Origin of the sequence: Paroceanicella profunda (assembly GCF_005887635.2) — a bacterium.
GTDB classification, from domain to species: Bacteria; Pseudomonadota; Alphaproteobacteria; order Rhodobacterales; family Rhodobacteraceae; genus Paroceanicella; species Paroceanicella profunda.
The window spans coordinates 807,157-831,546 of the sequence record NZ_CP040818.1 but is presented as its reverse complement, the minus strand read 5'-3'; the positions used below and the strand labels follow the sequence as shown (position 1 = coordinate 831,546).

Below are 24,390 nucleotides of genomic sequence, written 5' to 3'. Positions count from 1 at the left end.
CCCTGAACCGGCCGCCCCGTGGCGGGCCGGGAGGCCCCGGCGCGCGGGCCGGGGCGGAATGGCGCGGGGCGCGGCCGGGGGCGTGCTTGCTCCACCCGACCCGAGGTCGCGCCCCGAGACCGGGCCGATCACTCGGCGGCGGTGTCCTCGGCGGGAGCCGCGGCGGCGGCGGCCTTCTCGGCGCGCTCCTTCGCACGGTCCTGGGCGGCCTTGTGCGGTGCGCCCTTCTTCAGGTTGGCGCGCTCCTTCTTCTCGACGGCACCGGCGGCTTCCAGGAAGCGGCTCACGCGGTCGGTCGGCTGCGCGCCCTTGCTGATCCAGTACTGCGCGCGCTCGACGTCGAGCTTCACGCGGTCTTTGCTGTCCTTGGCGAGGAGCGGGTTGTAGGTGCCCAGCTTCTCCAGGAAGCGGCCGTCGCGCGGCATGCGGCTGTCGGCGGCAACGATGGAGTAATGCGGGCGCTTCTTGGAACCGCCGCGGGCGAGCCGGATTTTCATGGCCATGTATAGTCTCCTTGACAGGTGGGGGAAGGGGCTGTGCCCCTATTTCTGGAATTGCTCGTGGTGGCGGATGACTTCCGCGATCACGAAGTTCAGGAATTTCTCTGCGAAGACCGGGTCGAGCCCGGCCTCCACGGCCTTGGCGCGCAGACGCGCGATCTGCGCCTCCTCGCGGGTCTTGTCCGAGGGCGGCAGGTCATATTCCGCCTTCAGCTGCCCCACCGCCTGCGTTTCCTTGAAACGCTCGGCCAGGGTGTGGATCAGGATGGCATCGAGGTTGTCGATGCTGGCGCGGTGGCGGGCCAGGAGGGCGGCCGCGCGCTCCGCGTTGGTCTGTCCGGTAATGGTCTCGGTCATCGGGGGGCCTCCTCCGGGCCGGGGTGCCGCCAGATGGTGAAATCGCCGAACTCGGCGTGGCGGAACGTGCCGTCGGGCGTGGCGCCGAGACGGCGGGCCAGCGCCTGCGAGCGGGTGTTCTCCGCCACGATCATGCTGATGGCGGTTTTCCAGCCGAGGGTCTGGTAGGCAAAGCTGCGTGCGGCCAGCGCCGCCTCATGGGCGACGCCCCGCCCTTCGGCCCCGTCGAACACCGTCCAGGCGATCTCCGGCTCCGGCCAGCCGTAGGGCATGAACGGACCGACGACGCCGAGCGGCGCGTCGCTCGTCCGGTCGGCGACCATCCAGCGGCCGAAGCCGCGCAGGGCCCAGTGGCCGATCATCGCCGAGAAATCCGAGAAGCTGGACCATTCCGAATAGGGCCCGCCCACGATCCGCGACCGCTCCGAGGCCCGGAACGCCGCATAGGCGCCGAAATCCGACAGCATCGGCGCGCGCAGGCGCAGGTGCTCGGTCTCCAGCACCGGGATGGAGGGGAGGGCGGTCATCCCGCTCATTTCTTCTTGCCGAAGCCCGAGAGGCCGGGGGGGAGCTGCAGCCCGCCGCCGCCCATGCCGGGGAAGCCCGGGGGCAGGCCGCCGGGCGCGCCGGCGCCGGGGGCCTGGCCGCCCTGCGGGCCGGTCAGCGCCGCGGGGTCGAGCCCGCCCTTGCCGAACATCTGGGAGAGGGCGCCGCGCATCATGCCCTTCTTCCCCATCTTGCCCATCTTCTTCATCATGTCCGCCATCTGGCGGTGCATCTTCAGCAGCTTGTTGACCTCGGAGACCTCGACGCCCGCGCCGGCGGCCACGCGCTTCTTGCGGCTGGCCTGCATCAGGTCGGGCAGCTTGCGCTCCTTCTTGGTCATCGAGTTGATGATGGCGATCTGGCGCTTGATCACCCGGTCGTCGAAGCCGGAGGCCTCCATCTGCTTGGAGAGCTTGCCCATGCCCGGCATCATGCCCATGATGCCCTGCATGCCGCCGAGCTTCAGCATCTGGTTGAGCTGGCCCGCAAGGTCGTTCATGTCGAAACGGCCCTTCTGGAACCGCTTCATCATGCGCTCGGCCTCTTCGGCCTCGATGGTCTCGCGCGCCTTCTCCACGAGGGAGACGATGTCGCCCATCCCGAGGATGCGGCCGGCCACGCGCTCGGGGTGGAATTCCTCCAGCGCGTCCATCTTCTCGCCGAGCCCGACGAACTTGATCGGCTTGCCGGTGACCGCGCGCATGGAAAGCGCCGCGCCGCCGCGGCCGTCGCCGTCCATCCGGGTGAGCACCACGCCGGAGATGCCGATGCGGCCGTCGAACTGCTCGGCCACGTTCACCGCGTCCTGGCCGGTGAGGCCGTCGACCACGAGGATGGTCTCGTGCGGCTTGGCGATGTCGCGCACCGCCTCGACCTCGGCCATCAGCTCGTCGTTCACGTGCAGGCGGCCGGCGGTGTCGAGCAGGTAGACGTCATAGCCGCCGAGGGCGGCCTGGCTCTTCGCGCGCTTCGCGATGGCGACGGGGTCCTGGCCCACGACGATGGGCAGCGTGTCCACGCCGATCTGCCGGCCCAGCACGGCGAGCTGTTCCATGGCGGCCGGGCGCGAGGTGTCGAGCGAGGCCATCAGCACCTTCTTGCCCTCGCGCTCGCTGAGGCGCTTGGCAAGCTTGGCGGTGGTGGTGGTCTTGCCCGAGCCCTGGAGGCCGACCATCATGATCGGCGCGGGCGGGCTGTCGATGCGCAGGCGGCCCGGCTCCGGGTTGTCGCCCGCCAGCACGGCGACCAGCTCGTCATGGACGATCTTGACCACCTGCTGGCCCGGGGTGACGGATTTCGTCACCGCCTGGCCGGTGGCCTTCTGCTGCACCGCGGTCACGAAGTTGCGCGCGACGGCCAGGGAAACATCGGCCTCCAGCAGCGCCACGCGAACCTCGCGCAGGGCGGTGGAGACGTCGGCCTCGCTCAGCGCACCCTGTTTGGTGAGCTTGTCGAGGACGCCGGACAACCGGCTCGACAGGTTCTCGAACATTGGCGGCTCCTTGCCGTCGGGTTTCGTCCTGCCCCCCGCGGGGCGGTGTCTCGGGCGCGGCAGGGCCGCGGATGTCTCGGTGCGCCGGGGCGCGGTCTTTTCGCCGCGCCGGTGGGCGCCGGTGTTTCCGCTTTGCGCCTCCGGCACAAAGCAGTAGTGCGCCGGTGGGCGCTGGTGTTTCCGCTTTGCGCCTGCGGCACAAAGCAGTAGTGCGCCGGTGGGCGCTGGTGTTTCCGCTTTGCGCCTGCGGCACAAAGCAGTAGTGCGCCGGTGGGCGCAACGCGCTGACCGACGGCGATCCCGGGCTGCGCCCGGGACCGGAAGTGCTGGCGACTCCCGGAATTGGGCAGGATCTAGCCCAAAAGGCCCGAAGGGTCAAGTTCGGGGCCGGACGGGGCCGGGCATGGCTCCGGGACTGGATTTTTCCACCGCCGCGCAGTAGGCGATGCTCCATGTCCGGATATGTCGTTGCCGCCCTCTACCAGTTCACCCGCTTCGAGCGGCCCGAGGCCCTGCGCCCGGGGCTGGAGGAGTGCGCGGCGCGCACCGGCACCCGCGGCACGCTGCTGCTGGCACGCGAGGGCATCAACGGCACCATCGCCGGCACGCGCGGGGGCATCGACACGATGCTCGCTCATATCCGCGCCCTGCCGGGCTGCGCGCAGATCGAGGTGAAGGAGAGCCACGCCGCGGAGCGTCCCTTCGGCCGCATGAAGGTGCGGCTGAAGCGCGAGATCGTCACCCTCGGCGCCGAGGCGGACCCGACACAGCGCGTGGGCACCTATGTGGCGCCGGAGGAGTGGAACGCCCTCATCGCCGCCGAGGACGTGGTGACCATCGACACCCGTAACGGCTACGAGGTGGCCATCGGCAGCTTCGAAGGCGCGCTGGACCCCGGCACGAAGAGCTTTCGCGACTTTCCCGCCTGGTGGGATGCGAACCGCGAACGGATCGGCAACCGCCGGGTGGCGATGTTCTGCACCGGGGGCATCCGCTGCGAGAAGGCGTCGAGCTGGCTGCTGGGGCAGGGGGTCCGGGACGTGTTCCACCTCAAGGGCGGCATCCTGAAATACCTTGAGACCGTGCCGGAGGCGGAGAGCCGCTGGCAGGGCGAGTGCTTCGTGTTCGACGGGCGCGTGGCCGTGGGCCATGGGCTGGCCGAGGGCAGCCACAGCCTGTGCCACGCCTGCCGGCGCCCGCTCTCGGCCGCCGACCGGGCCTCGGAGCAGTATGCGGAAGGCATCTCCTGCCCGCAGTGCATCGATGAGTACACCGACGCGGACCGCGCCCGCTTCGCCGAGCGCCAGCGCCAGGTGCGCCTCGCCGCCTGCCGGGGGGCCCGCCACCTGGGCGGCGGAGACGGGACCGGCGCGGGAGAGACGGACGGCGACGGCTAGGCTGCCCGCGGCCCTCCCGGCACCGGGAGGCTCAGGCGGCGGCGGGCGCGAGCAGCGGCCGCTCGCGGACCGGCAGGTGCACGATGGCCGAGAAGGCGCCCACGCCGATGCCCACCCACCAGACCACGTCGTAGCTGCCGTACCGGTCATAGAGCGTGCCGCCCAGCCAGACGCCGAGGAACCCGCCGATCTGGTGCGACAGGAAGATCACCCCGTAGAGCGTGGCCATGTAGCGCAGCCCGTAGAGATGTGCGACCAGCCCGGAGGTGAGCGGCACCGTGGCCAGCCACAGCAGCCCCATGCCGGCGGAGAAGGCGAGCACGGTGAAGGGTGTCATCGGCAGCAGGATGAAGGCGATGGCGATGAGGGTGCGCAGCACGTAGATGATGGCCAGCAGGTACTTGCGGGGGTAGTAGCGCCCCAGCCAGCCCGCCACCAGGGTGCCCACCACGTTGCATGCCCCGATGACCGCGATGGAGAAGGCGCCGAGCGCGGAGGTGGAGGAGATTCCGATCCCGTCCAGCAGCCCGCCGGCGGCGATGGGGCCGCACATCTCCGTCACGAAGGCGGGGAAATGCGCGGTGATGAAGGCCAGCTGGAACCCGCAGGAGAAGAAGCCGAGGAAGATCAGCGTGTAGGACGGGTCGCGGAAGGAGCGGGCGAGGATGGTGCCCATGCTCTCGGCCAGCTCCGCCTTGCCAGGGCGCTCGGGCACCTTCATCAGCGGCAGGGCCAGCATCACCACCGCCACCGCGAGGGCGAAGACGAGGAAGACGCCGCGCCAGTCCATCAGCCCGAGCAACAGCTGCGCCGAGGGCGGACCGAACATCTGCCCCGCGGAGCCTGCCGCGGTGACGATGGCAAGCGACATGGAGCGGTGCTCGTCGGAGGAGGCACGGCCGACCACGGCCAGGATCACCCCCAGCCCGGTGCCGGCGATGCCCATGCCCACCAGGAATTCCAGCCCCTGGTGCGCCAGCGGGCTGGAGGCCATGGTCGAGAACAGCAGCCCCAGGATGTAGACCAGCGCGCCCAGCAGGATGGCCTTGCGGTCCCCCACCCGCTCGGCCATGGCGCCGAAGATCGGCGAGCCGATGCCCCAGGCGAGGTTCTGGATGGCGATGGCGAGGGAGAAATCCGCCCGCGGCCAGCCGAACTCGGTGGCGATCGGAATCTGGAACACGCCGAAGCTGGCGCGGATGCCGAAGGTCACCACGATGATCAGCGTTCCGCCGAGAAGCACCGGGGTGAAGAGCGAGGCGCGGCGGTCGGTCATGGTGTGTCTCCAGCGGACGGGGCAGGGAAATGTGACGCCGCCGCCGCCTGCGGTCAACGCAGTTCCCGTGACGGGGCGCATCAGCATCCCTGATGGTGCTGCGCTTTCTCTCACCGGGGAAGGTTGGTATGAGACTGTGCCCGCACACGGAGTTTCGCATGACCCAAGGCCCGCAGACCCGCTATCGCGCCCTCGTGGCGGAGGGAAAGATCCGCAGTGACGCCGCGCAGCGCCACGCGGCCGAGAAGCTGCAGATCCTGCATGACCGGCTGGCCGGCTACGACCCGGTGAAGCCGAAGAAGGTCGGCATCGGCCTGTTCGGCTGGGGGCGGGACAAGCTGAAGGAAACCCCGATTCCGGGGCTCTACCTCTACGGCGGCGTGGGGCGGGGCAAGTCCATGCTGATGGACCTGTTCTTCGACAGCGCGCCGGTGGAGCGCAAGCGCCGGGTGCATTTCCACGCCTTCATGCAGGAGATCCACGCCGGCATCAACGCCTCGCGCGCCCGGGGCGAGCGCGACCCCGTGGGGCATGTGGCCGAGACGGTGGCCGACAGCGCCACGCTCTTGTGCTTCGACGAGCTGCAGATCACCGACATCACCGACGCGATGATCGTGGGGCGGCTGTTCGAGAAGCTGTTCGAGCGCGGCGTGGTGATCGTGATCACCTCGAACCGCCACCCGGACGACCTCTACAAAAGCGGGCTGAACCGCCAGCTCTTCGTGCCCTTCATCGCGCTGATCAAGGACAGGCTGGAGGTCCACCACCTCGAGAGCGAGAACGACTACCGCCAGTCCCGCCTCGCGGGGATGACCGTGTGGCACGCGCCGCTGGGGCCGGAGGCGACAGCCGCGATGGACGCGCAGTGGGAGATGCTGGCCGGCGGCGAGGGCACGGCGCTGCACATCGGGGTCTCGGGCCGCGACGTGGTGCTGCCGCGCTTCCGCAACGGCACGGCGCGGGCCGGTTTCGCCGACCTCTGCGCGAAGCCGCTGGGCCCGGCGGATTACCTCGCCATCACCGCGAAGGTGCGCACGCTGATGATCGACGACATCCCCCGCCTCTCGCGCGCCAACAACAACGAGGCCAAACGCTTCGTCACCCTGATCGACGCGCTTTACGAGGGGCGCCGGCGCATCGTGTGCTCGGCCGCCGCGGGGCCGGACTCGCTCTACCTCGAAGGCGAGGGCGCGTTCGAATTCGAGCGCACGGCCTCGCGGCTGGCGGAAATGCAGTCCGCAGACTGGATCGAGGCGGCGGACTGAGCCGGCCGGGGGGGGCCGGGCCGGCCTCGGCCGCCAGGCCCGGCGGCCGTTCCGCAGTCAGGCAGCCGACGCGGGCGCCGGGCCGGAACTCACGTGGCGGCCGATGTGGCGCCCGTCGGAATACTCCAGCCGCACCACCTCGCCCGGCTCCGGGATCAGGGGCAGCGTGTAGGAAAAGCCGATGTTGCCGTCACGCGGAAGGGCGAAGGCCTTCCAGCGCTCGACCGGCTCGGACGCAGGGAACAGCGGCGAGCGGAAGCGCTTGCCGACCACCAGCCTCACCTGCGCCGGTTCCGGGCTGTCATGGTTCAGCGCCAGCCCCTCGACCTGCGTGCCCGAATGCACCTTCATCCGGCCCACCACATGCGGCTGGCCGTTGGCCAGTGCCTTCAGGCGGGCGTCGAACAGCCAGGTCGCGCGCTTGTAGAGCAGGGTATCCTGCTTGCGCGTGCGTGCGATCAGCCCGCGCAGGCCGGCGTTCATCTGCGGGCGGGCGCCGGGCTTCTGCTTCGCCTCGTTGCGGCGCAGGCGGCGCGGCGAGATGCCGTAGCGGTGCTCGAACAGGGCGCAGGATTCGTCGAAGCGCTCGGCCAGGCCGATGAAGCCCAGCAACTCGACGGGAAAGTCGCCGAACAGCCGGGCCTGGGTGTTCGCATAGTCCTCGAGCTCAAGGAACTCCTCGAAACTGCCGTCGAAACTGCCCATCCGGCTGCGGTGCAGGAACTGCGAAACCGCATGGGCCTCCGGCGCGCGCAGCATGGTGAACATCCGGGTGGGCGGCACCAGGGAGGCATAGCGCACCAGGGTGAAATGGCCGGAAATCACCGCGGGGCGAAGCCGCTCCATCACCTCGCGGCGCTCATCCGGCCCGGGCTGGTCGCGCAGGGCCGGATGGGTGATCGCGCTGTCGCTGCCGTAATCGCAGACGACGCTGTCCGGCGGAAGAACTTCCGCCAGACCGTCACGCAGGCTCGTTCCGGCCGTTTTCGGAACGTGGACGAAGACGAGGGGCTGCTCCGCCATGGCCGGTCTCAGGCGCGCCGTTCGACCATGAGCATCTTGATCTCCGCGATCGCCTTCGCCGGGTTCAGGCCCTTGGGGCAGGTCTTCGCGCAGTTCATGATGGTGTGGCAGCGGTAGAGCTTGAACGGATCCTCGAGCTCGTCGAGACGCTCGCCGGTGGCCTCGTCACGGCTGTCGATGATCCAGCGGTAGGCGTGCAGCAGCGCGGCGGGGCCGAGGTAGCGGTCGCCGTTCCACCAGTAGCTCGGGCAGGAGGTGGAGCAGCAGGCGCACATCACGCATTCATAGAGGCCGTCGAGCTTCTTGCGGTCGCCGATCGACTGGCGCCATTCCTGCGCCGGGCTGTTGGTCTTGGTTTCCAGCCAGGGCATGATCGAGGCGTGCTGGGCATAGAAATGCGTGAGGTCGGGGATCAGGTCCTTGACCACCGGCATGTGCGGCAGCGGGTAGATCTTCACGTCGCCCTGAACCTCGTCGAGGCCGTAGATGCAGGCGAGGGTGTTGATCCCGTCGATGTTCATCGCGCAGGAGCCGCAGATGCCCTCACGGCAGGAGCGGCGGAAGGTCAGCGTCGGGTCGATCTCGTTCTTGATCTTGATCAGCGCGTCCAGGATCATCGGGCCGCAGCTGTCCATGTCGAGGTAATAGGTGTCGATCCTCGGATTTTCGCCGGTATCCGGGTTCCAGCGGTAGATCTTGAACGCGCGCACGTTCTTGGCATCGGCCGGCCGCGGCCAGGTCTTGCCCACCAGCACCCGCGAATTTTTCGGCAGCGAGAATTCAGCCATGGTCCGTCTCCTTCACGCGGGCTTGCGCCCGACAAAGATTTTCTCGCCCCTCTGCAGGGCGTGTCTGCTTACATCCGGTTCCAGCGCCGCGTAGGCGCTCACCTCGAACCCCGCTGCGGCCACCCGGTCCGGGAAATCCCGCCCGTAGAGACGCAGGTGAGTGCGGTCGGTGAAGTGGATCAGCCGGTCCTCGGGATCGGTGATCGTGGGGTCTTCGTAGGTCACGTCCCAGCCCTCGACGAGCGGGACGGAGAGGATCACCATGCCGCCGGGCGCCAGCACCCGCCACAGCTCGGCCAGCGCCTTGCGGTCATCCAGGTGCTCCAGGACGTGGTTGGCCATGATGATGTCGAAGCGGGCGTCCGGCAGGTCGATCGCGGTCATGTCCAGCGTGATGTCGAACTTGGTGTTGATGTCGGCGGTCACGTATTCGGCCAGGCGCGGCGCGAACCAGGCGCCGATCCAGGGCTCGGCGGCGAAATGCAGCATCCGGGCCTTCGGCGGCACGCTCAGCTCGCGGTCCATCCACAGCTTCATCAGCCGGTGGCGGGGGCGGCTGTCGCAGGCCGGGCACCAGAGGTCGGGTTTCTGGCGCACCGGGGAGAAGCGGCCCTCGTAGCCGCAGACCGGGCAAGCGTAGCTGCGGCCTCCATCGATCATGTCCATGAAGGCGCGCAGGCCGCGGAAGGCGCGCAGTTTCAGTTTCCGTTCACGCTCGTAGTCGGAGCGCTGCGGGGCGAGGTCGGGGTATTTTCCGTGGGCATTCATGGCGTCACCGGGGGGCGGCCCGGGCTCACGACGCGCGGCACGCCGGCGTCATCCAGGCGGCGCAGCAGGGTGTAGCCTCCCGCACGCCGGGCCAGGGCCAGCTCGTTGTCGTGAATCGGGATCACCCGGTAGAAGGAAAGGGGCGTGCCGCCGACCTCGGCGTCGAGGGCAGGGCCCTCGAGCGGGCGCAGGATCACGGCGGACATCGGAAGGGCGCTCATCCCGGGCATGTCGCGGCCCAGATCCACCGTCTGCGGCGGGGCCAGCGGCGCACCGGACAGGTGCGGTGCCTGCGCGAGGCGCCGGAGCAGCGCCAGGGGGTCCAGGTCATCCGGGCTGCCGGCCCGGGTGCCGGGGCCGGAGTAGCGGTCCTCGGGCACGGAGATCACCAGCTCGGCGCGCGCGCCGTCCGCCATGGGCAGGCTGCTCATGCCGGCGGTCACGAAGGTCCAGTCCGGGCGGCCGGGGGCCGGCGCGAAGATCAGCACTTCGATCGCCGGATCGGAGGGGACGAGCTGGGCAAACTGTGCCGCGACAGGCCCGAAGCGGGCCGTCGCGGCGGAAAGCACGATGTCACGCGTATCGACCCGCGCCGGCGGCGCCTCGAGGGAGCAGGACGCGAGAACGGCCGCCGCGCCAAGCGCGGCGGCAGATCCGGTCAGGCTGGGCCGAAGGGCAGACATCAGTAGACGCGGGCCTTCGGCGCGATCTTCTTCAGCGAGATGCCGCCTTCACCCTCGGTGGTCAGCGGGTCGAGATGCACGCCGCGATAGGTGAGCGTGACGGAATTGTCATCGCCGATCACCGCGAGCGTGTGCTTGCGCCAGGTCTCGTCGTCACGGTTCGGGAAGTCCTCGTGCGCATGCGCGCCGCGGCTCTCCTGCCGGGCCTCGGCGCCGACCACGGTGGCCAGCGCGTTGGGCAGCAGGTTGGCAAGCTCGAGGGTTTCCATCAGGTCCGAGTTCCAGATCAGCGACCGGTCGGTCACCTTCACGTCGGCGAACTCGTTCGCGATCTCGCCCATGCGCACGCAGCCGGACTTCAGGCTCTCGGACGAGCGGAACACCGCCGCGTCTTCCTGCATGGTCTTCTGCATCTTCAGGCGCAGGTCCGCGGTGGGGAGCGCGCCGTCGGCGTGGCGCAGGCCGTCGAACCGGGCCATCGCCTTGTCCACGGAGGCCATGTTCAGCGGCTCGTTGCGGGTCTTGGGATCGACGACCTGGCCGGCCTTGATGGCGGCGGCGCGGCCGAAGACCACGAGGTCGATCAGCGAGTTGGAGCCGAGGCGGTTCGCCCCGTGCACGCTGGCGCAGCCCGCCTCGCCCACGGCCATCAGGCCGGGGATGATGGCGTCCGGGTTCTCGGCCGTCGGCACGAGCACCTCGCCCCAGTAGTTCGTGGGGATGCCGCCCATGTTGTAATGGACCGTCGGCAGAACCGGGATCGGCTCCTTCGTGAGGTCCACGCCGGCGAAGATGCGCGCGCTCTCGGTGATGCCGGGCAGGCGCTCGGCCAGCGCCTCGGGGGGCAGGTGGTCGAGGTGCAGGAAGATGTGGTCCTTGTTCGGGCCCACGCCGCGGCCTTCGCGGATCTCGATGGTCATGCAGCGCGAGACCACGTCGCGCGAGGCGAGGTCCTTGTAGGTGGGCGCGTAGCGCTCCATGAAGCGCTCGCCCTCGGAGTTGGTGAGGTAGCCGCCCTCGCCGCGCGCGCCCTCGGTGATCAGGCAGCCCGAGCCGTAGATGCCGGTGGGGTGGAACTGAACGAACTCCATGTCCTGCAGCGGCAGGCCCTGGCGGGCCGCCATGCCGCCGCCGTCGCCGGTGCAGGTGTGCGCGGAGGTGGCGGAGAAGAAGGCGCGGCCGTAGCCGCCGGTGGCGAGCACCACGGTCTTGGCGTTGAACCGGTGGATGGTGCCGTCATCGAGCTTCCAGGCCACGACGCCCTGGCAGCGGCCGTCCTCGGTCATGATCAGGTCGATCGCGAAATACTCGATGTAGAACATCGCGTTGTTCTTGAGCGACTGGCCGTAGAGCGTGTGCAGGATGGCGTGGCCGGTGCGGTCCGCGGCGGCACAGGTGCGCTGCACCGGGGGGCCTTCGCCGAATTCGGTGGTGTGGCCGCCGAAGGGGCGCTGGTAGATCTTGCCGTCCTCGCGGCGCGAGAAGGGCACGCCGTAATGCTCCAGCTCGTAGACCGCGGCGGGGGCTTCGCGTGCAAGGTATTCCATCGCGTCGGTGTCGCCCAGCCAGTCCGAGCCCTTCACGGTGTCGTACATGTGCCACTGCCAGCTGTCCGGGCCCATGTTGCCCAGCGAGGCGGCGATGCCGCCCTGGGCGGCCACGGTGTGGGAGCGGGTGGGGAACACCTTGGTGATGCAGGCGGTCTTCAGCCCCTGTTCGGCCATGCCGAGGGTCGCGCGCAGGCCGGCGCCGCCGGCGCCGACGACCACGACGTCATAGGTGTGGTCGATATACTCGTAGGATGACATGAGATTCTCCGATCAGGCGCCGAGGGCGATCTTCACGACGGCAAAGATGCCGGCGATGCCGAAGAAGGCGCAGAGCAGGGTGTTGGCCAGCAGCAGGGCGGTGCGCATGGCCTTGCCGTGCACGTAATCCTCGATGACGACCTGAAGACCCAGCTTGAGGTGGAAGAAGGCGGTGCCGAACATCAGGATGGCGACGATGGCGTTGAACGGGTTCCGGTAGGTTTCCAGAACCTCCTCGTGGCTTTCGCCGAGCGCGGCGCCCAGCGGCCAGATGAACAGGAGCACGAGCACTGCGAGGGCGACGGCGCTCACGCGCTGGTTCCACCAGTGGCTCACGCCTTCCTTGGCGGCGCCGAGGCCGGTGGCACGCTGCCGATCGGTACGAAACTGCATGGCGCGGGCTCCCTTACATGACCACGATGATGGTGAAGACGGTGAGCACCAGCGAGGCGACCACGGTCACGATGCCGGACATGGTCACCTGGTCGAGCTCGAAGCCCCGGCCCATGTCCCACCAAAGGTGGCGCAGGCCGTTGCAGAAGTGGTACCACAGGGCCCAGAGCGAGCCGAGCATGACCAGCGTTCCGATCCAGGAGGTGAGAATGCCGTCGGCGAACTCGAAATAGTCTTCGCCCGTCGCGGCGGCGATGAACCACCAGACGATCAGCGCGCCGGACACTGCCATGGCAACGCCGGTGGCGCGGTGGATGATCGAGAGGACGGACGTGATCTGCGGGCGATAGACCTGCCCGATCATGAAGGGCGAGAGGGGTCGGTTCCCCCGGTTGACATCGGCCATGTGCTTCCCCTGGCTTGTCCGCTTGGGCACGCTGTATCCGCGCGCGGGTCTTGTTCCTGTTCCTTGCACCGAAACCTTAACGCTGTGTGCAGGACAACCGCGATGCGGCGGGCCGGAGCAGCGAAAGGACAACGGCAGGGCCACAGGCCGGAACGACCCGAAGCCCGGATGATGCGCCGCAAGCTAGGCCAAACGGGGCGTCGCTTACAAAGGGAAAATCGCCGATCCGGGGGATTTTCCGATTTTGCGCGGCTTTTGTGATCACGCAATTCGCGAGTGTGATCACGGGATGTGCGTCACTCCCGGGATTGTGATCACAATTACCCCGACTCAACCGCGCCGCGGCATCAGCGCCCAGATATCGAGGTCGAGCAGCACCTCCGGCAGATAGCGCCCGTCGGTGTCGCGCAGGGCGAAACCGGCGCTCTGCGCGCGGGTGGCCACCAGCCGCAGCCGAAGGGCGCCGACCCCGGGCGCCGCGGTCTCCGCCTTGTCCAGCACCTCCGACCAGGCCCGGACGGTGGTGCCGGCGAAGCACGGGTTCGCATGGCTGCCGGCGTTGATGGCGGCGATGATCTGGGCGTTGCCGAGCCCGTTGTAGCTGAGCGCGCGGGCGAGGGATATCACGTGTCCGCCATAGATCAGCCGGCGGCCGTCCTCCCGGAAGGTGGCGTTGAAATGCACCTTGGCGGTGTTCTGCCACAGGCGCGTGGCCATCATGTGCTCGGCTTCCTCGACGGTCACGCCGTCGACATGGTCGATGCGCTCGCCGATCGCGTAATCCTCCCAGGCATGGGGGGAGCCGGCAGCGGCGAAATCGTAGCCGGTGAAATCCAGGCCCGGCGGCAGCACGAGATCCTCCGCCGCCACGGCGCCGGCGAGCTCCGGCACCACGGTCTCCGGGGCGGGGGCGTCGGGCGCGCGCTTGCGCACCATCACCCAGCGCACGTAGCTCATCACCGCGGCACCGTGCTGGTTCACGCCGGTCGAGCGCACCCAGACCACGCCGGACTTTCCGTTGGAATTCTGCTTCAGGCCGATCACCTCGGAGGAGGTGGCCAGCGTATCCCCCGGCCAGACCGGGGCGAGGAAGCGGCCCTCCGCGTAGCCGAGGTTCGCCACCGCGTTCAGCGACACGTCCGGCACCGACTTGCCGAACACCACGTGGAAGGCGGCGAGATCTTCCAGCGGGCTGGCGGGCAGGCCGCAGGCGCGGGCGAAGACGTCGGAGGAGTAGAGCGCGAAGCGGCTGGGGTAGAGCGCGGTGTAGAGCGCGCGTTCGCCGGGCCCCACGGTGCGCGGCACGGCGTGGACCATCTTCTGGCCCAGTCGGTAATCCTCGAAGAAATGCCCGGCGCTGGTTTTCGTCTCTGTCGCCAAAGCCTCGTCTCCCTGCGGGCCGCGCTCAGAGCTGGCCGAGTTTCACGTCCGGGGAATAGGGTCCCTCGACTTCCTTGGTGACCGCCTGCCCGCAGCGCATTACGCCGCGACCCGCGTCATAGGCGTAGCTGGGCGCGCCGTAGAGCACCCAGCCCTTCGAGAGCGCCTCCGTGACCTTGTGGCAGAAAGCGGAGGTGTCGTCCTCGGTGAGAAAGCGGTACGCGATCATGGTGTTATCCCGGAAAGGGCTTCACGCCGAACACGCCCCAGTGGACGGCGACGATCAGCACGAAGGCGGCGATGGTGATGAGGGCGAGGCGCAGGTCGCCCTTCGCGGGGCCCGGCTCGGGGCGCACCCAGGCGGGCGAGGTGGCATTGATGACCAGCATCTCCACCACGGCCCAGGCCAGCATGCCGCCGAACAGCACGACGGAGGCGAGATCGCCGTTCACCGCGAGGTGCGCCACACCCCAGGTGGCCACGGCCATCAGCATCGGGTGGCGGAACCAGCTCCGGGTGCGCCCCTTCGAATGGCCCATGCCCAGCAGGGCGATGGCGATGAGCATCAGCAGGTTGTTGAGGTGCCAGGCCCAGAGCGGCGGGAACCAGACATCGGTGATCTCCGCCTGCCGGTAGCCGGCGATCATGAGGACCAGTGCGAGGAGCAGCACCGCGGCGACGATGCCCTTCCCCGGTGTCTCCCCCAGGGCGCCGCGCAGGCCCGGCGCCAGCCGCTTCAGAAGATGCGCGCCCCACCACAGAACGAGGCCGATGATCAGCAATGCCATGGGTACTTCCCTGTCGTTTCCCTGCAGGCACCCTAGGCCTCAGGACCCCGCCGCTTCAAGCTCGCGGATGGCCGCAGCCTGGGCCAGCAGGCGGCGGGCGTTCGCCACATGCAGGTTCTCGACGATGCGCCCGTCGACCACGGCCACCCCGGCGCCCTCCGCCATCGCGGCCTCGAAGGCGCTCACATAGACCTCCGCCTGCGCAAGATCCTCCGGCGTGGGGGCGAAGACCTCGTTGGCGACGGCAAGCTGGGCCGGGTGGATGAGGGTCTTGCCGTCGAAGCCCATCTCCAGCCCCTGCAGGCAGGCGGCGCGCAGGCCGTCCTCGTCCCGGAAGGCGTTGTAGACCCCGTCGACGATGGCGAGCCCATGCGCCCGGGCGGCCAGCAGGCACAGGCCGAGGGCGGTCATCACCGGCAGCCGGTCGGGCGTGTGGCGGGCCTGCAGGTCCTTCACCAGGTCGTTCGTTCCCATGACGAAGCAGGCGAGGCGGGGCGAGGCGGCGGCGATCGCGGCGGCGTTGAGCATGCCGAGCGGCGTCTCCATCATCGCCCAGATGCGCGTGCCGGCGGGGGCGGCGGCCATCTTCGCCTCCAGCCCGGTGATGTCCTCCGGCCGGCTGACCTTGGGCAGCAGGATGGCGTCCGGCCCCGCGGCGCAGGCCGCGGCGAGGTCGGCCTCTCCCCATTCCGTGTCCAGACCGTTGATGCGGATGATGAGCTCGCGCGGCCCGTACCCGCCCTCGCGCACCGCGGCGCACACGAGATCGCGCGCGGCCGGCTTCTCCTCCGGTGTCACCGCGTCCTCGAGATCGAGAATCAGCGAATCGGCGGCGAGGCTGCGTGCCTTCTCCAGCGCCCGGGCCTTGGAGCCGGGCATGTAGAGCACGGAACGACGCGGGCGGGTCTGGTCGGTCATCGTCTGGGTCCTCGGGTCAGCGTGGTGCAGCGCCGCATATTGCATGGGTGCGCCGGGGTTGTCGACGGAAAGTGTCGCGCCGGCGCCTGCGCCGAGAAGAATGTTGCGCGTTGCGTCCTGCTGCGGCGCAGCGCGCGCTGCCGGCGTGTTTACCTGATGTTCGTGTGTTTGCGGCCAACTGACTCGCATGTTCCCGCCCGGCTCGCGGGGAAGCATCGGCTCCTGGAAGCGGGTCGGTTCGCGCCGGACGGTCGGTTCTGTAGAGACTCAATGGCACGCCTGCGAGCGCGCGGCAAAGCCGCGGCCAGCCCCTGCACGCCTGCCGGAAAGGTGAAGCACAATGCGCATCGGACATGTTCTCGGCGCGGTCGGCGCCCTTCTCGCGGCTCAGGTCGCGCTCAGCCCTGCGGCGCTTGCCGGGGGCAGGGCCTGCGGCAACCGCACCGTCATCATCCAGCGACTGGCCGAAAAATACGGCGAGACCCGGCAGAGCATGGGTCTCCAGCGCGACCAGGGCGTGATCGAGATCTTCGCCAGCCAGGAGAGCGGTACCTGGACCATCCTGATGACCATGCCCAACGGGATGGCCTGCCTCGTGGCCGCGGGCGAGGCCTGGGATGGCCAGGCCGAACTGGCGGTGAACACCGGCAAGCCGACCTGACACGAAACGCCGGGCCGCCGCGGCCCGGCACGCCTTCCCGGGCTCAGGTGAGCCCGTCGAAGATCAGTTTTCCCCCGGTGATGATGAGACAGACATAGACCGCGGCGAAGTAGGGTTTCTCGGGGATATGCGTGTGCGCCCAGGCGCCGATCAGCGTGGCGATGATGGCCACCGGGGCGAGGATGAGGTCCGCCAGCAGCGAACGCGCGGTGATGATGTCGAGCGCGAGGAACGGCGGCAGCTTGATGAGGTTGATCCACCAGAAGATGATCACCGTGGTCGCCTGGTAGGTGCGCTTGTCGAGCTGCTGTCCCAGCAGGTGGATGGCCGCGGGAGGGCCGCCGGCATGGCTCACGAAGCTGGTGAAGCCGCTGGCCATGCCCCAGAACCCGGCGGAGAGAAGGCTGAAGGGCCGTGGTTCGGAGCTGATCCAGCCCCGCGCCCGGGCGAGCCGGAAGGCGACGAAACCCACCGCGGTGAGGCCGATCACCAGGCGGATGACATCCGGATCGGCCCAGTTGAACAGCAGCATGCCGAGCAGCACGCCCGGCACGCTGGCCGCCATGATCGCGCACGCATTGCGCCAGTCCCATTTCCGCCAGTAGAGGCGCACCGAGGTCACGTCCATCACCATGAGCAGCGGCAGCATCAGCCCCACCGCCACGTGCGGCGGGAGAATCAATGCCAGGAACGGCGTGGCCGCGAAGCCGGCGCCGGCGCCGAATCCCCCTTTCGACACCCCCGCGAACAACACGGCGGGAATGGTCATCGCAAAGAAAAGCCAGTCTAACTGCATTGAAATCCCCGGGGTTCGCGCCGCCAGACTCTTGCCCCCCGAGGGGCCGCCGATCAATGGGCAACTGCGACGATGATGGTGTTGCACTTGCGAAATTCATGATTTCGGGCTACTCCGCACCCGTTTTGACCAAACACCTGGGAGAACTCAGCCATGGCGAGAGCCAAGATCGCACTGATCGGCGCCGGACAGATCGGCGGCACGCTCGCCCACCTCGTGGGCCTCAAGGAACTCGGTGACGTAGTCCTTTTCGACATCTCCGAGGGCGTGCCGCAGGGCAAGGCGCTCGACCTCGCGGAATCGAGCCCGGTTGACGGGTTCGACGCGGCGTTGAGCGGTGCCAACGACTACGCGCAGATCGAAGGTGCGGATGTGTGCATCGTCACCGCCGGTGTGCCCCGCAAGCCGGGCATGAGCCGCGATGACCTGCTGGGCATCAACCTCAAGGTGATGAAATCCGTCGGCGAAGGCATCAAGCAGTATGCCCCGAACGCCTTCGTGATCTGCATCACCAACCCGCTCGACGCGATGGTCTGGGCGCTCCGCGAATTCTCCGGCCTTCCGAAGGAGAAGGTCGTGGGCATGGCGGGCGTGCTCGACAGCGCGCGCTTCCGCTACTTCCTGGCCGAGGAATTCAATGTCTCGGTGAAGGACGTCTCGGCCTTCGTGCTCGGGGGCCACGGCGACACCATGGTGCCGCTCGTCCGCTACTCGACCGTCGGCGGCATTCCGCTGCCCGACCTGGTGTCCATGGGCTGGACCTCCCAGGAGAAGCTCGACGCGATCGTCCAGCGCACCCGTGACGGCGGCGCCGAGATCGTCGGCCTGCTGAAGACCGGCTCGGCCTTCTATGCCCCGGCCGCCTCGGCCGTGCAGATGGCCGAAGCCTACCTGAAGGACCAGAAGCGCCTGCTGCCCTGCGCGGCATGGGTCGATGGCCCCTACGGCCTGAAGGGCATGTATGTCGGCGTGCCGACCGTGATCGGTGCCGGCGGCATCGAGCGCATCGTCGACATCAAGCTCAACAAGGACGAGCAGGCGATGCTCGACAAGTCCGTCGCCGCCGTCCAGGGCCTCGTGGAGGCCTGCAAGGGCATCGACTCGACGCTGGCGTGAGGCCGGAACGGACGTGAAATGACCAGGGGGCCCGGCGCAAAGCCGGGCCCTTCGTGTTTTCCGGGGCGTGGACGAACGGGGCGATGAGTCGCGGCCGAAGCCTCCGGAACCTGATTCGGCGCCGGCCGGCGCTGTTGTGATCACAAGAAAAAATCATGTGATCACAAAAGCCGTTTTCTTTTCCGCAACACGCGGCAGTTAGCGGTTGGGCGGTTGTCAAAGCAATGAATCTTGCTAAGGCTCCCCCCTAATCGCGGTGACCCCCGGCGGGTCCGCAGATGCAGATGAATCGGAGCGAGTGCGATGAACATCCACGAATACCAGGCAAAGCAGCTTCTGAAGGCCTACGGGGCCCCCGTATCGGACGGACGTATCGTCCTGCGGGCCGAGGAGGCCAAGACTGCGGCCGGCGAGATTGACGGCCCGATCTGGGTCGTGAAGGCCCAGATCCACGCGGGTGGCCGCGGCAAGGGGTCCTTCAAGGAGCCGGAAGCGGGACCGAAAGGCGGCGTGCGCATCTGCAAGTCCGTCGAGGAAGCCGCCGAGGAAACCCAGAAGATGCTGGGCCGCACCCTCGTGACCGCGCAGACCGGGGAGGCCGGCAAGCAGGTCAACCGCGTCTACATCGAGGACGGTTCGGACATCGAGAAGGAGTTCTACCTCTCCCTGCTCGTCGACCGGCAGACCGCCCGCGTCTCCTTCGTGGTCTCCACCGAGGGCGGCATGGACATCGAGGAAGTGGCCGCGTCCACCCCCGAGAAGATCCTGTCCTTCTCCGTCGATCCGGCCTCCGGCCTCTCCAGCTTCCACGGCCGCAAGGTGGCCTTCGAGCTGGGCCTCACCGGCCAGGCCTTCAAGCAGTGCGTGAAGCTGGTGGACAATCTCTACCGCCTCTTCATCGAAAAGGATCTCGAGATGCTCGAGATCAACCCGCTCATCCTGACCACCGACGGCAACGTGAAGTGCCTCGACTGCAAGATGGGCTTCGACGGCAACGCGATGTACCGCCATCAGGACATCATGAGCCTGCGTGACGAGACCGAGGAAGACCCCAAGGAACTCGCCGCCTCCAAGTTCGACCTGAACTACATCGCGCTCGACGGCGAGATCGGCTGCATGGTCAACGGCGCCGGCCTCGCGATGGCGACGATGGACATCATCAAGCTCTACGGGTCCGAGCCGGCCAACTTCCTCGACGTGGGCGGCGGGGCGACCAAGGAGAAGGTGACGGAAGCCTTCAAGATCATCACCTCCGACCCGCAGGTGAAGGGCATCCTCGTGAACATCTTCGGCGGCATCATGCGCTGCGATGTGATCGCCGAGGGCGTGCTCGTCGCGGTGAAGGAAGTCGGTCTGCAGGTTCCGCTGGTCGTGCGCCTCGAGGGCACGAACGTGGAGCTGGGCAAGAAGATCATCAACGAGAGCGGCCTGGCCGTGATCGCTGCCGACAACCTCGCCGACGCCGCCGAGAAGATCGTCAAAGCGGTCAAGGGCTGACCCGATGCGCAGCCTCGCCCTCATCGCAACCTTCCTGCTCACCGGTGCCTCGGCGGCCGGCGCGGCGGATCTGAGCACGACCGAGCCGGGGCCCAGCCTCGGCGCGGCCTTCGAGACCTGCCTTGCCAATGCCGACGACCTGCAGGGCGCGGTGGACGCGTTCGAGGCCGCCGGCTGGAAACATGCGGAGCTGACCTATGAAGGCCAGCCCACGCATGAGTTCGCGCAGGGCGGCGTGGGCGGCATGGTGAGCCCCGATGGCGGCAGCTGCCGCTTCGAGGCGAAGTCCGTGTCGCTCGACGAGGCGAAGGCGCTCGCCGGCCAGGCGGTTTCCGCCGCCGGGTTCGAGAGCACGCCCGGAGAGGGTGAGTGCGCGGGCCCCGTGGTCGAGACCGGCGAAGGCCAGGTCACGGTCACCTTCGGCTCCTCGGGGCGCGAAGAGGCCTGCGGCGGGCAGGGCAGCTCGATCGGATTTACCGCCGACTGACGGCGGCCTGACAGGATCCAGCGCGGGAAACCCCCGCGCGACAGTACATGCACGGCGCGGTGGCGCCACTACGAAGGGAGGCCCTCATGGCCGTACTCGTAAACGAAAACACCAAGGTGATCTGCCAGGGCTTCACCGGCTCGCAGGGCACGTTCCACTCCGAGCAGGCGATCGCCTACGGCACCAAGATGGTCGGCGGCGTGACCCCGGGCAAGGGAGGCCAGACCCACCTGAACCTGCCGGTGTTCGACACCGTGGCCGAGGCGCGCCACGTGACCGGCGCGAACGCGACCGCGATCTACGTGCCGCCCCCGTTCGCGGCGGATTCGATCCTCGAGGCCATCGACGCCGGCCTGGAGCTGATCGTGTGCATCACCGAGGGCATCCCGGTGCTGGACATGATGCGGGTGAAGCGCGCCCTGCAGGGCTCGTCCTCCATCCTCATCGGGCCGAACTGCCCGGGCGTGATCACGCCGGATGCGTGCAAGATCGGCATCATGCCGGGGCATATTCACAAGCGCGGGAGCGTGGGTGTGGTTTCCCGCTCCGGGACGCTTACGTATGAGGCGGTGGCGCAGACCACCGCGGCCGGCCTGGGCCAGTCGACCTGCATCGGCATCGGCGGCGACCCGATCAAGGGCACCGAGCACATCGATGCGCTGGAATGGCTGCTTGCCGATGATGAGACCCAGTCCATCATCATGATCGGCGAGATCGGCGGCTCCGCCGAGGAAGAGGCCGCGCAGTTCCTCGCCGACGAGGCGAAGAAGGGCCGCAAGAAGCCGGTTGCCGGGTTCATCGCGGGCCGCACGGCGCCGAAGGGCCGCCGCATGGGCCATGCCGGGGCGATCATCGCCGGCGGCAAGGGCGGCGCGGAAGACAAGATCGAGGCCATGAAGATGGCCGGCATCGTGGTTGCCGACAGCCCGGCAAGCCTCGGTGAGGCCGTTCTCAAGGCCATTGGCTAAATCGTAACCGGTGGCGCGCCATGGTGCGCCACCGATCTCCGACGGCCCCGCGCGGGGCAGCAACGCAAAACGCCCTCCGGGGCAGCAGAGGGAGCGGGCCAGAGGCCGGCCCGGACCGCCATGACAGAGCAGTCGCCGAACACGCTCTTCCACTCCTCGTCCTTTCTTCAGGGGCAGAACGCCGATTTCATCGAGCAGCTCTACGCGAAGTACACCGCAGATCCTGCTTCGGTGGACGAGAGCTGGCAGGAGTTCTTCCGCGCCCTCGGCGATGCCCCGGCTGACGTGACCCGCGAAGCCTCGGGCCCGAGTTGGCTGCGCGCCGACTGGCCGCCGGTTGCCGGCGGCGATCTCGTTTCCGCGCTGGACGGCGACTGGGGCCCCGAGACCGAGGCGAAGGTCGGCGAAAAGCTCAAGGCGAAGGCCGAGGCCAAGGGCGTCTCGCTCTCCGATGCCGACGTGCGCAAGGCCACGATCGACTCGATGCGCGCCCTGATGCTGATCCGCGCCTACCGCATCCGCGGCCATCTCGCCGCCGATCTGGACCCGCTGCGCCTCACCCCCGAGGAGGCCCATCCCGAGCTGGACCCGAAATCCTACGGCTTCACCGATGCCGACATGGACCGGCCGATCTTCCTCGACAACGTGCTCGGCCTGCAGACCGGCTCGCTGCGCGAGATCCTCGCGCTGGTCAAGCGCACCTATTGCGGCACCTTCGCGCTGCAGTACATGCACATCTCGAACGCCGAGGAAGCCGCCTGGCTGAAGGAGCGCATCGAGGGCTACGGCAAGGAGATCGCCTTCACCCGCGAGGGGCGCCGCGCCATCCTCAACAAGCTGGTCGAGGCCGAGGGCTACGAGAAATTCCTCCATGTGAAATACATGGGCACCAAGCGGTTCGGGCTGGACGGCGCCGAGGCGCTGATCCCGGCCATGGAGCAGATCCTGAAGCGTGGCGGCGCGCTCGGGGTGAAGGAAGTCGTGGTCGGCATGCCGCACCGCGGCCGCCTCAACGTGCTCGCCAACGTGCTGATGAAGCCCTACCGCGCCATCTTCAACGAGTTCCAGGGCGGGTCGTTCAAGCCCGATGACGTGGACGGCTCTGGCGACGTGAAGTACCACCTCGGCGCGTCTTCGGACCGCGAGTTCGACGGCAATTCCGTGCACCTGTCGCTCACCGCGAACCCCTCGCATCTCGAGGCGGTGAACCCGGTGGTGCTGGGCAAGGTGCGCGCCAAGCAGCAGCAGCTCAACGATGCCGAGCGCCGCGCGGTGCTCCCCATCCTGCTGCACGGCGACGCGGCCTTCGCCGGCCAGGGCGTGGTGGCGGAGTGCTTCGGCCTCTCCGGCCTGAAGGGCCACCGCACCGGCGGCACCATCCACATCGTGGTGAACAACCAGATCGGCTTCACCACCGCCCCGCACAACTCGCGCTCCAGCCCGTATCCGACGGATATCGCGCTCATGGTGGAGGCCCCGATCTTCCACGTGAACGGCGACGATCCGGAGGCCGTGGTGCATGCCGCGAAGGTGGCCACCGAGTTCCGCCAGAAGTTCGGCAAGGACGTGGTCATCGACATGTTCTGCTACCGCCGCTTCGGCCACAACGAGGGTGACGAGCCGATGTTCACCCAGCCGCTGATGTACAAGAGCATCAAGCGGCACAAGACCACGCTGCAGCTCTACACCGACCGGCTGGTGGCCGACGGTCTCATGCCCGAGGGCGAGATCGAAGACATGAAGGCGTCTTTCCAGGCCAGGCTGAACGAGGAGTTCGAGGCCGGCAAGGAATACCGCCCGAACAAGGCTGACTGGCTTGACGGACGCTGGTCCGGCCTGTCCCGCGAGGGCGGCGAATACCAGCGCGGCGAGACGGCCGTGCCGGAGGAGATCCTGCGCGAGGTCGGCCTGCGGCTGAGCACGCTGCCGGAGAAGTTCCAGCCGCACCGCACGGTGGAGCGCCTGCTCGAGACCAAGCGCACGATGATCGAGGAAGGCACGGCGATCGACTGGGCCACCGCCGAGGCGCTCGCCTTCGGTACCCTGCTCACCGAGGGCTACCCGGTGCGCCTTTCCGGCCAGGACGCCACGCGCGGCACTTTCTCGCAGCGCCACTCGGGCATCATCGACCAGGAGACGGAGGAGCGCTACCTGCCGCTCAACCATCTCAAGGAAGGCCAGGCGCAGTACGAGGTCGTCGATTCGATGCTCTCGGAATACGCGGTGCTCGGCTATGAATACGGCTACACGCTGGCGGAGCCGAACGCGCTCACGCTCTGGGAGGCCCAGTTCGGCGATTTCGCCAACGGCGCCCAGATCATGATCGACCAGTTCATCTCCTCCGGTGAGTCGAAATGGCTGCGCATGTCCGGCCTGGTGATGCTGCTGCCGCATGGCTACGAGGGCCAGGGGCCGGAGCATTCCTCCGCCCGGCTGGAGCGCTTCCTGCAGCTCTCCGCCGAGGACAACTGGATCGTGGCGAACTGCTCGACCCCGGCGAACTATTTCCACATCCTGCGCCGGCAGCTGCACCGCAGCTTCCGCAAGCCGCTGGTGCTGGTCACGCCGAAGTCGCTGCTGCGCCACAAGCTCTGCGTGTCGCCGCTGGCGGATCTTGCCACCGGTTCGTCCTTCCACCGCGTGCTGTGGGACGATGCCCAGAAGGGCCATTCGGAGCTGGAGCTGGTTCCGGACGAGGAGATCAAGCGCGTCGTGATCTGCTCCGGCAAGGTCTACTACGACCTTCTGGAGGCGCGCGACGCCGCCGGTGCCGACAATGTCTATCTGCTGCGGCTGGAGCAGTTCTATCCGTTCCCGGCGCTGTCGCTCACCAAGGAGCTGTCGCGCTTCAAGGAAGCGGAGGTGATCTGGTGCCAGGAAGAGCCGAAGAACCAGGGGGCCTGGACCTTCGTCGAGCCGAACATCGAATGGGTGCTGAGCCGCATCGGCGCCACGCATGCGCGTCCGCGCTACGTCGGGCGCCGGGCTTCGGCCTCGCCGGCAACGGGCCTTGCGACGAAACATAAACAGGAACAGCAGGCGCTCGTGACCGAAGCGCTGACGCTCTGAGAGGTATG

At 68.3% G+C, this 24,390-nt stretch carries 25 protein-coding genes; 8 read left to right on the top strand and 17 right to left on the bottom strand.

All coding sequences use genetic code 11. The features are described from left to right. Nucleotides 1–128 precede the first annotated feature (128 nt). From rpsP to ffh, 4 genes are read right to left on the bottom strand one after another with little or no spacing between them, the layout of a single operon-like run. Complete coding sequence (gene rpsP, locus FDP22_RS03725; protein WP_138577386.1) at nt 129–503, bottom strand: 30S ribosomal protein S16; 375 nt, start codon at nt 501–503, stop codon at nt 129–131. Between the two features lie 39 nt (nt 504–542). After that, nucleotides 543–857, bottom strand: a complete 315-nt coding sequence (locus FDP22_RS03720) for a chorismate mutase (RefSeq protein WP_138577388.1) — start codon at nt 855–857, stop codon at nt 543–545. Then, on the bottom strand, nt 854–1,384 hold the full coding sequence (locus tag FDP22_RS03715; RefSeq protein WP_239031856.1) for a GNAT family N-acetyltransferase: 531 nt from the start codon (nt 1,382–1,384) through the stop codon (nt 854–856). The genes FDP22_RS03720 and FDP22_RS03715 overlap by 4 nt, the downstream gene beginning before the upstream one ends. A gap of 5 nt (nt 1,385–1,389) precedes the next feature. Continuing rightward, nucleotides 1,390–2,895: a signal recognition particle protein gene (gene ffh / locus FDP22_RS03710; protein ID WP_138577392.1), complete on the bottom strand. Its 1,506-nt coding sequence runs from the start codon at nt 2,893–2,895 to the stop codon at nt 1,390–1,392. Nucleotides 2,896–3,347: 452 nt separating this feature from the next. On the opposite strand from ffh, the gene trhO reads away from it, so the two are divergent. After that, nucleotides 3,348–4,292: an oxygen-dependent tRNA uridine(34) hydroxylase TrhO gene (gene trhO, locus FDP22_RS03705; protein WP_138577394.1), complete on the top strand. Its 945-nt coding sequence runs from the start codon at nt 3,348–3,350 to the stop codon at nt 4,290–4,292. Between the two features lie 31 nt (nt 4,293–4,323). Here the strand turns inward: trhO and FDP22_RS03700 are convergent, their stop codons facing one another. Continuing rightward, complete coding sequence (locus FDP22_RS03700) at nt 4,324–5,568, bottom strand: MFS transporter (RefSeq protein ID WP_138577396.1); 1,245 nt, start codon at nt 5,566–5,568, stop codon at nt 4,324–4,326. Between the two features lie 158 nt (nt 5,569–5,726). Between FDP22_RS03700 and zapE the strand changes: the two genes are divergently transcribed. After that, the gene (gene zapE / locus FDP22_RS03695) at nt 5,727–6,833 is read left to right on the top strand and encodes a cell division protein ZapE (RefSeq protein ID WP_138577398.1); all 1,107 of its coding nucleotides are present in this window, start codon (nt 5,727–5,729) and stop codon (nt 6,831–6,833) included. 57 nt (nt 6,834–6,890) lie between these two features. On the opposite strand, the gene FDP22_RS03690 is transcribed toward zapE, so the two are convergent. The 11 genes from FDP22_RS03690 to FDP22_RS03640 form a co-directional block, all read right to left on the bottom strand. Beyond that, nucleotides 6,891–7,856 carry a hypothetical protein gene (locus tag FDP22_RS03690; RefSeq protein WP_138577400.1) on the bottom strand — a complete coding sequence of 322 codons (966 nt, stop codon included), beginning with the start codon at nt 7,854–7,856 and terminating at the stop codon, nt 6,891–6,893. An 8-nt stretch (nt 7,857–7,864) separates the two neighbouring features. Beyond that, nucleotides 7,865–8,644, bottom strand: a complete 780-nt coding sequence (locus FDP22_RS03685; protein ID WP_138577402.1) for a succinate dehydrogenase iron-sulfur subunit — start codon at nt 8,642–8,644, stop codon at nt 7,865–7,867. 12 nt (nt 8,645–8,656) lie between these two features. After that, nucleotides 8,657–9,412, bottom strand: a complete 756-nt coding sequence (locus FDP22_RS03680) for a class I SAM-dependent methyltransferase (RefSeq protein ID WP_138577404.1) — start codon at nt 9,410–9,412, stop codon at nt 8,657–8,659. Next, complete coding sequence (locus FDP22_RS03675) at nt 9,409–10,095, bottom strand: suppressor of fused domain protein (protein WP_138577406.1); 687 nt, start codon at nt 10,093–10,095, stop codon at nt 9,409–9,411. Before FDP22_RS03675 ends, FDP22_RS03680 begins: the two co-directional genes overlap by 4 nt. Then, nucleotides 10,095–11,903, bottom strand: a complete 1,809-nt coding sequence (gene sdhA, locus FDP22_RS03670) for a succinate dehydrogenase flavoprotein subunit (RefSeq protein WP_138577408.1) — start codon at nt 11,901–11,903, stop codon at nt 10,095–10,097. The genes FDP22_RS03675 and sdhA overlap by 1 nt, the downstream gene beginning before the upstream one ends. Before the next feature lie 12 nt (nt 11,904–11,915). Next, nucleotides 11,916–12,296: a succinate dehydrogenase, hydrophobic membrane anchor protein gene (sdhD, locus tag FDP22_RS03665; protein ID WP_138577410.1), complete on the bottom strand. Its 381-nt coding sequence runs from the start codon at nt 12,294–12,296 to the stop codon at nt 11,916–11,918. A gap of 13 nt (nt 12,297–12,309) precedes the next feature. Then, complete coding sequence (sdhC, locus tag FDP22_RS03660; RefSeq protein ID WP_138577412.1) at nt 12,310–12,702, bottom strand: succinate dehydrogenase, cytochrome b556 subunit; 393 nt, start codon at nt 12,700–12,702, stop codon at nt 12,310–12,312. Nucleotides 12,703–13,032: 330 nt separating this feature from the next. Then, complete coding sequence (locus FDP22_RS03655; protein ID WP_346728830.1) at nt 13,033–14,082, bottom strand: MaoC family dehydratase; 1,050 nt, start codon at nt 14,080–14,082, stop codon at nt 13,033–13,035. A gap of 25 nt (nt 14,083–14,107) precedes the next feature. Continuing rightward, complete coding sequence (locus FDP22_RS03650; RefSeq protein WP_138577414.1) at nt 14,108–14,311, bottom strand: DUF1737 domain-containing protein; 204 nt, start codon at nt 14,309–14,311, stop codon at nt 14,108–14,110. A 4-nt stretch (nt 14,312–14,315) separates the two neighbouring features. Continuing rightward, nucleotides 14,316–14,870, bottom strand: a complete 555-nt coding sequence (locus FDP22_RS03645; RefSeq protein ID WP_138577416.1) for an NnrU family protein — start codon at nt 14,868–14,870, stop codon at nt 14,316–14,318. Between the two features lie 39 nt (nt 14,871–14,909). After that, the gene (locus FDP22_RS03640) at nt 14,910–15,788 is read right to left on the bottom strand and encodes an HpcH/HpaI aldolase/citrate lyase family protein (protein WP_138577418.1); all 879 of its coding nucleotides are present in this window, start codon (nt 15,786–15,788) and stop codon (nt 14,910–14,912) included. 340 nt (nt 15,789–16,128) lie between these two features. On the opposite strand from FDP22_RS03640, the gene FDP22_RS03635 reads away from it, so the two are divergent. After that, the gene (locus FDP22_RS03635) at nt 16,129–16,449 is read left to right on the top strand and encodes a hypothetical protein (protein ID WP_138577420.1); all 321 of its coding nucleotides are present in this window, start codon (nt 16,129–16,131) and stop codon (nt 16,447–16,449) included. Between the two features lie 43 nt (nt 16,450–16,492). Here the strand turns inward: FDP22_RS03635 and FDP22_RS03630 are convergent, their stop codons facing one another. Continuing rightward, nucleotides 16,493–17,245, bottom strand: a complete 753-nt coding sequence (locus FDP22_RS03630; protein ID WP_138577422.1) for a sulfite exporter TauE/SafE family protein — start codon at nt 17,243–17,245, stop codon at nt 16,493–16,495. Between the two features lie 153 nt (nt 17,246–17,398). On the opposite strand from FDP22_RS03630, the gene mdh reads away from it, so the two are divergent. From mdh to FDP22_RS03605, 5 genes are all read left to right on the top strand, one after another. Then, entirely contained in the window at nt 17,399–18,361 is a 963-nt protein-coding gene (gene mdh, locus FDP22_RS03625) for a malate dehydrogenase (protein ID WP_138577424.1), read from the top strand. Between the two features lie 303 nt (nt 18,362–18,664). After that, nucleotides 18,665–19,858, top strand: a complete 1,194-nt coding sequence (gene sucC / locus FDP22_RS03620) for an ADP-forming succinate--CoA ligase subunit beta (RefSeq protein ID WP_138577426.1) — start codon at nt 18,665–18,667, stop codon at nt 19,856–19,858. A gap of 4 nt (nt 19,859–19,862) precedes the next feature. Beyond that, entirely contained in the window at nt 19,863–20,345 is a 483-nt protein-coding gene (locus FDP22_RS03615; protein ID WP_138577427.1) for a hypothetical protein, read from the top strand. Nucleotides 20,346–20,431: 86 nt separating this feature from the next. Further along, nucleotides 20,432–21,313 (top strand): succinate--CoA ligase subunit alpha, encoded by an 882-nt coding sequence (sucD, locus tag FDP22_RS03610; RefSeq protein WP_138577429.1) that lies wholly within the window; start codon nt 20,432–20,434, stop codon nt 21,311–21,313. A 120-nt stretch (nt 21,314–21,433) separates the two neighbouring features. Beyond that, on the top strand, nt 21,434–24,382 hold the full coding sequence (locus tag FDP22_RS03605; protein WP_138577431.1) for a 2-oxoglutarate dehydrogenase E1 component: 2,949 nt from the start codon (nt 21,434–21,436) through the stop codon (nt 24,380–24,382). The last annotated feature ends 8 nt before the right edge of the window (nt 24,383–24,390 follow it).

Bases quoted from the DNA above. Each gene is read 5' to 3' on its own strand.
- sucC (WP_138577426.1), top strand. From the start codon at position 18,665: ATGAACATCCACGAATACCAGGCAAAGCAGCTTCTGAAGGCCTACGGG.
- FDP22_RS03720 (WP_138577388.1), bottom strand. From the start codon at position 857: ATGACCGAGACCATTACCGGACAGACCAACGCGGAGCGCGCGGCCGCC.
- FDP22_RS03630 (WP_138577422.1), bottom strand. From the start codon at position 17,245: ATGCAGTTAGACTGGCTTTTCTTTGCGATGACCATTCCCGCCGTGTTG.
- FDP22_RS03645 (WP_138577416.1), bottom strand. From the start codon at position 14,870: ATGGCATTGCTGATCATCGGCCTCGTTCTGTGGTGGGGCGCGCATCTT.
- FDP22_RS03605 (WP_138577431.1), top strand. From the start codon at position 21,434: ATGACAGAGCAGTCGCCGAACACGCTCTTCCACTCCTCGTCCTTTCTT.
- FDP22_RS03690 (WP_138577400.1), bottom strand. From the start codon at position 7,856: ATGGCGGAGCAGCCCCTCGTCTTCGTCCACGTTCCGAAAACGGCCGGA.
- FDP22_RS03650 (WP_138577414.1), bottom strand. From the start codon at position 14,311: ATGATCGCGTACCGCTTTCTCACCGAGGACGACACCTCCGCTTTCTGC.
- zapE (WP_138577398.1), top strand. From the start codon at position 5,727: ATGACCCAAGGCCCGCAGACCCGCTATCGCGCCCTCGTGGCGGAGGGA.
- FDP22_RS03615 (WP_138577427.1), top strand. From the start codon at position 19,863: ATGCGCAGCCTCGCCCTCATCGCAACCTTCCTGCTCACCGGTGCCTCG.
- sucD (WP_138577429.1), top strand. From the start codon at position 20,432: ATGGCCGTACTCGTAAACGAAAACACCAAGGTGATCTGCCAGGGCTTC.
- trhO (WP_138577394.1), top strand. From the start codon at position 3,348: ATGTCCGGATATGTCGTTGCCGCCCTCTACCAGTTCACCCGCTTCGAG.
- FDP22_RS03675 (WP_138577406.1), bottom strand. From the start codon at position 10,095: ATGTCTGCCCTTCGGCCCAGCCTGACCGGATCTGCCGCCGCGCTTGGC.
- mdh (WP_138577424.1), top strand. From the start codon at position 17,399: ATGGCGAGAGCCAAGATCGCACTGATCGGCGCCGGACAGATCGGCGGC.
- FDP22_RS03680 (WP_138577404.1), bottom strand. From the start codon at position 9,412: ATGAATGCCCACGGAAAATACCCCGACCTCGCCCCGCAGCGCTCCGAC.
- FDP22_RS03640 (WP_138577418.1), bottom strand. From the start codon at position 15,788: ATGACCGACCAGACCCGCCCGCGTCGTTCCGTGCTCTACATGCCCGGC.
- ffh (WP_138577392.1), bottom strand. From the start codon at position 2,895: ATGTTCGAGAACCTGTCGAGCCGGTTGTCCGGCGTCCTCGACAAGCTC.
- sdhC (WP_138577412.1), bottom strand. From the start codon at position 12,702: ATGGCCGATGTCAACCGGGGGAACCGACCCCTCTCGCCCTTCATGATC.
- FDP22_RS03700 (WP_138577396.1), bottom strand. From the start codon at position 5,568: ATGACCGACCGCCGCGCCTCGCTCTTCACCCCGGTGCTTCTCGGCGGA.
- rpsP (WP_138577386.1), bottom strand. From the start codon at position 503: ATGGCCATGAAAATCCGGCTCGCCCGCGGCGGTTCCAAGAAGCGCCCG.
- FDP22_RS03685 (WP_138577402.1), bottom strand. From the start codon at position 8,644: ATGGCTGAATTCTCGCTGCCGAAAAATTCGCGGGTGCTGGTGGGCAAG.
- FDP22_RS03635 (WP_138577420.1), top strand. From the start codon at position 16,129: ATGCGCATCGGACATGTTCTCGGCGCGGTCGGCGCCCTTCTCGCGGCT.
- sdhA (WP_138577408.1), bottom strand. From the start codon at position 11,903: ATGTCATCCTACGAGTATATCGACCACACCTATGACGTCGTGGTCGTC.
- sdhD (WP_138577410.1), bottom strand. From the start codon at position 12,296: ATGCAGTTTCGTACCGATCGGCAGCGTGCCACCGGCCTCGGCGCCGCC.
- FDP22_RS03715 (WP_239031856.1), bottom strand. From the start codon at position 1,384: ATGACCGCCCTCCCCTCCATCCCGGTGCTGGAGACCGAGCACCTGCGC.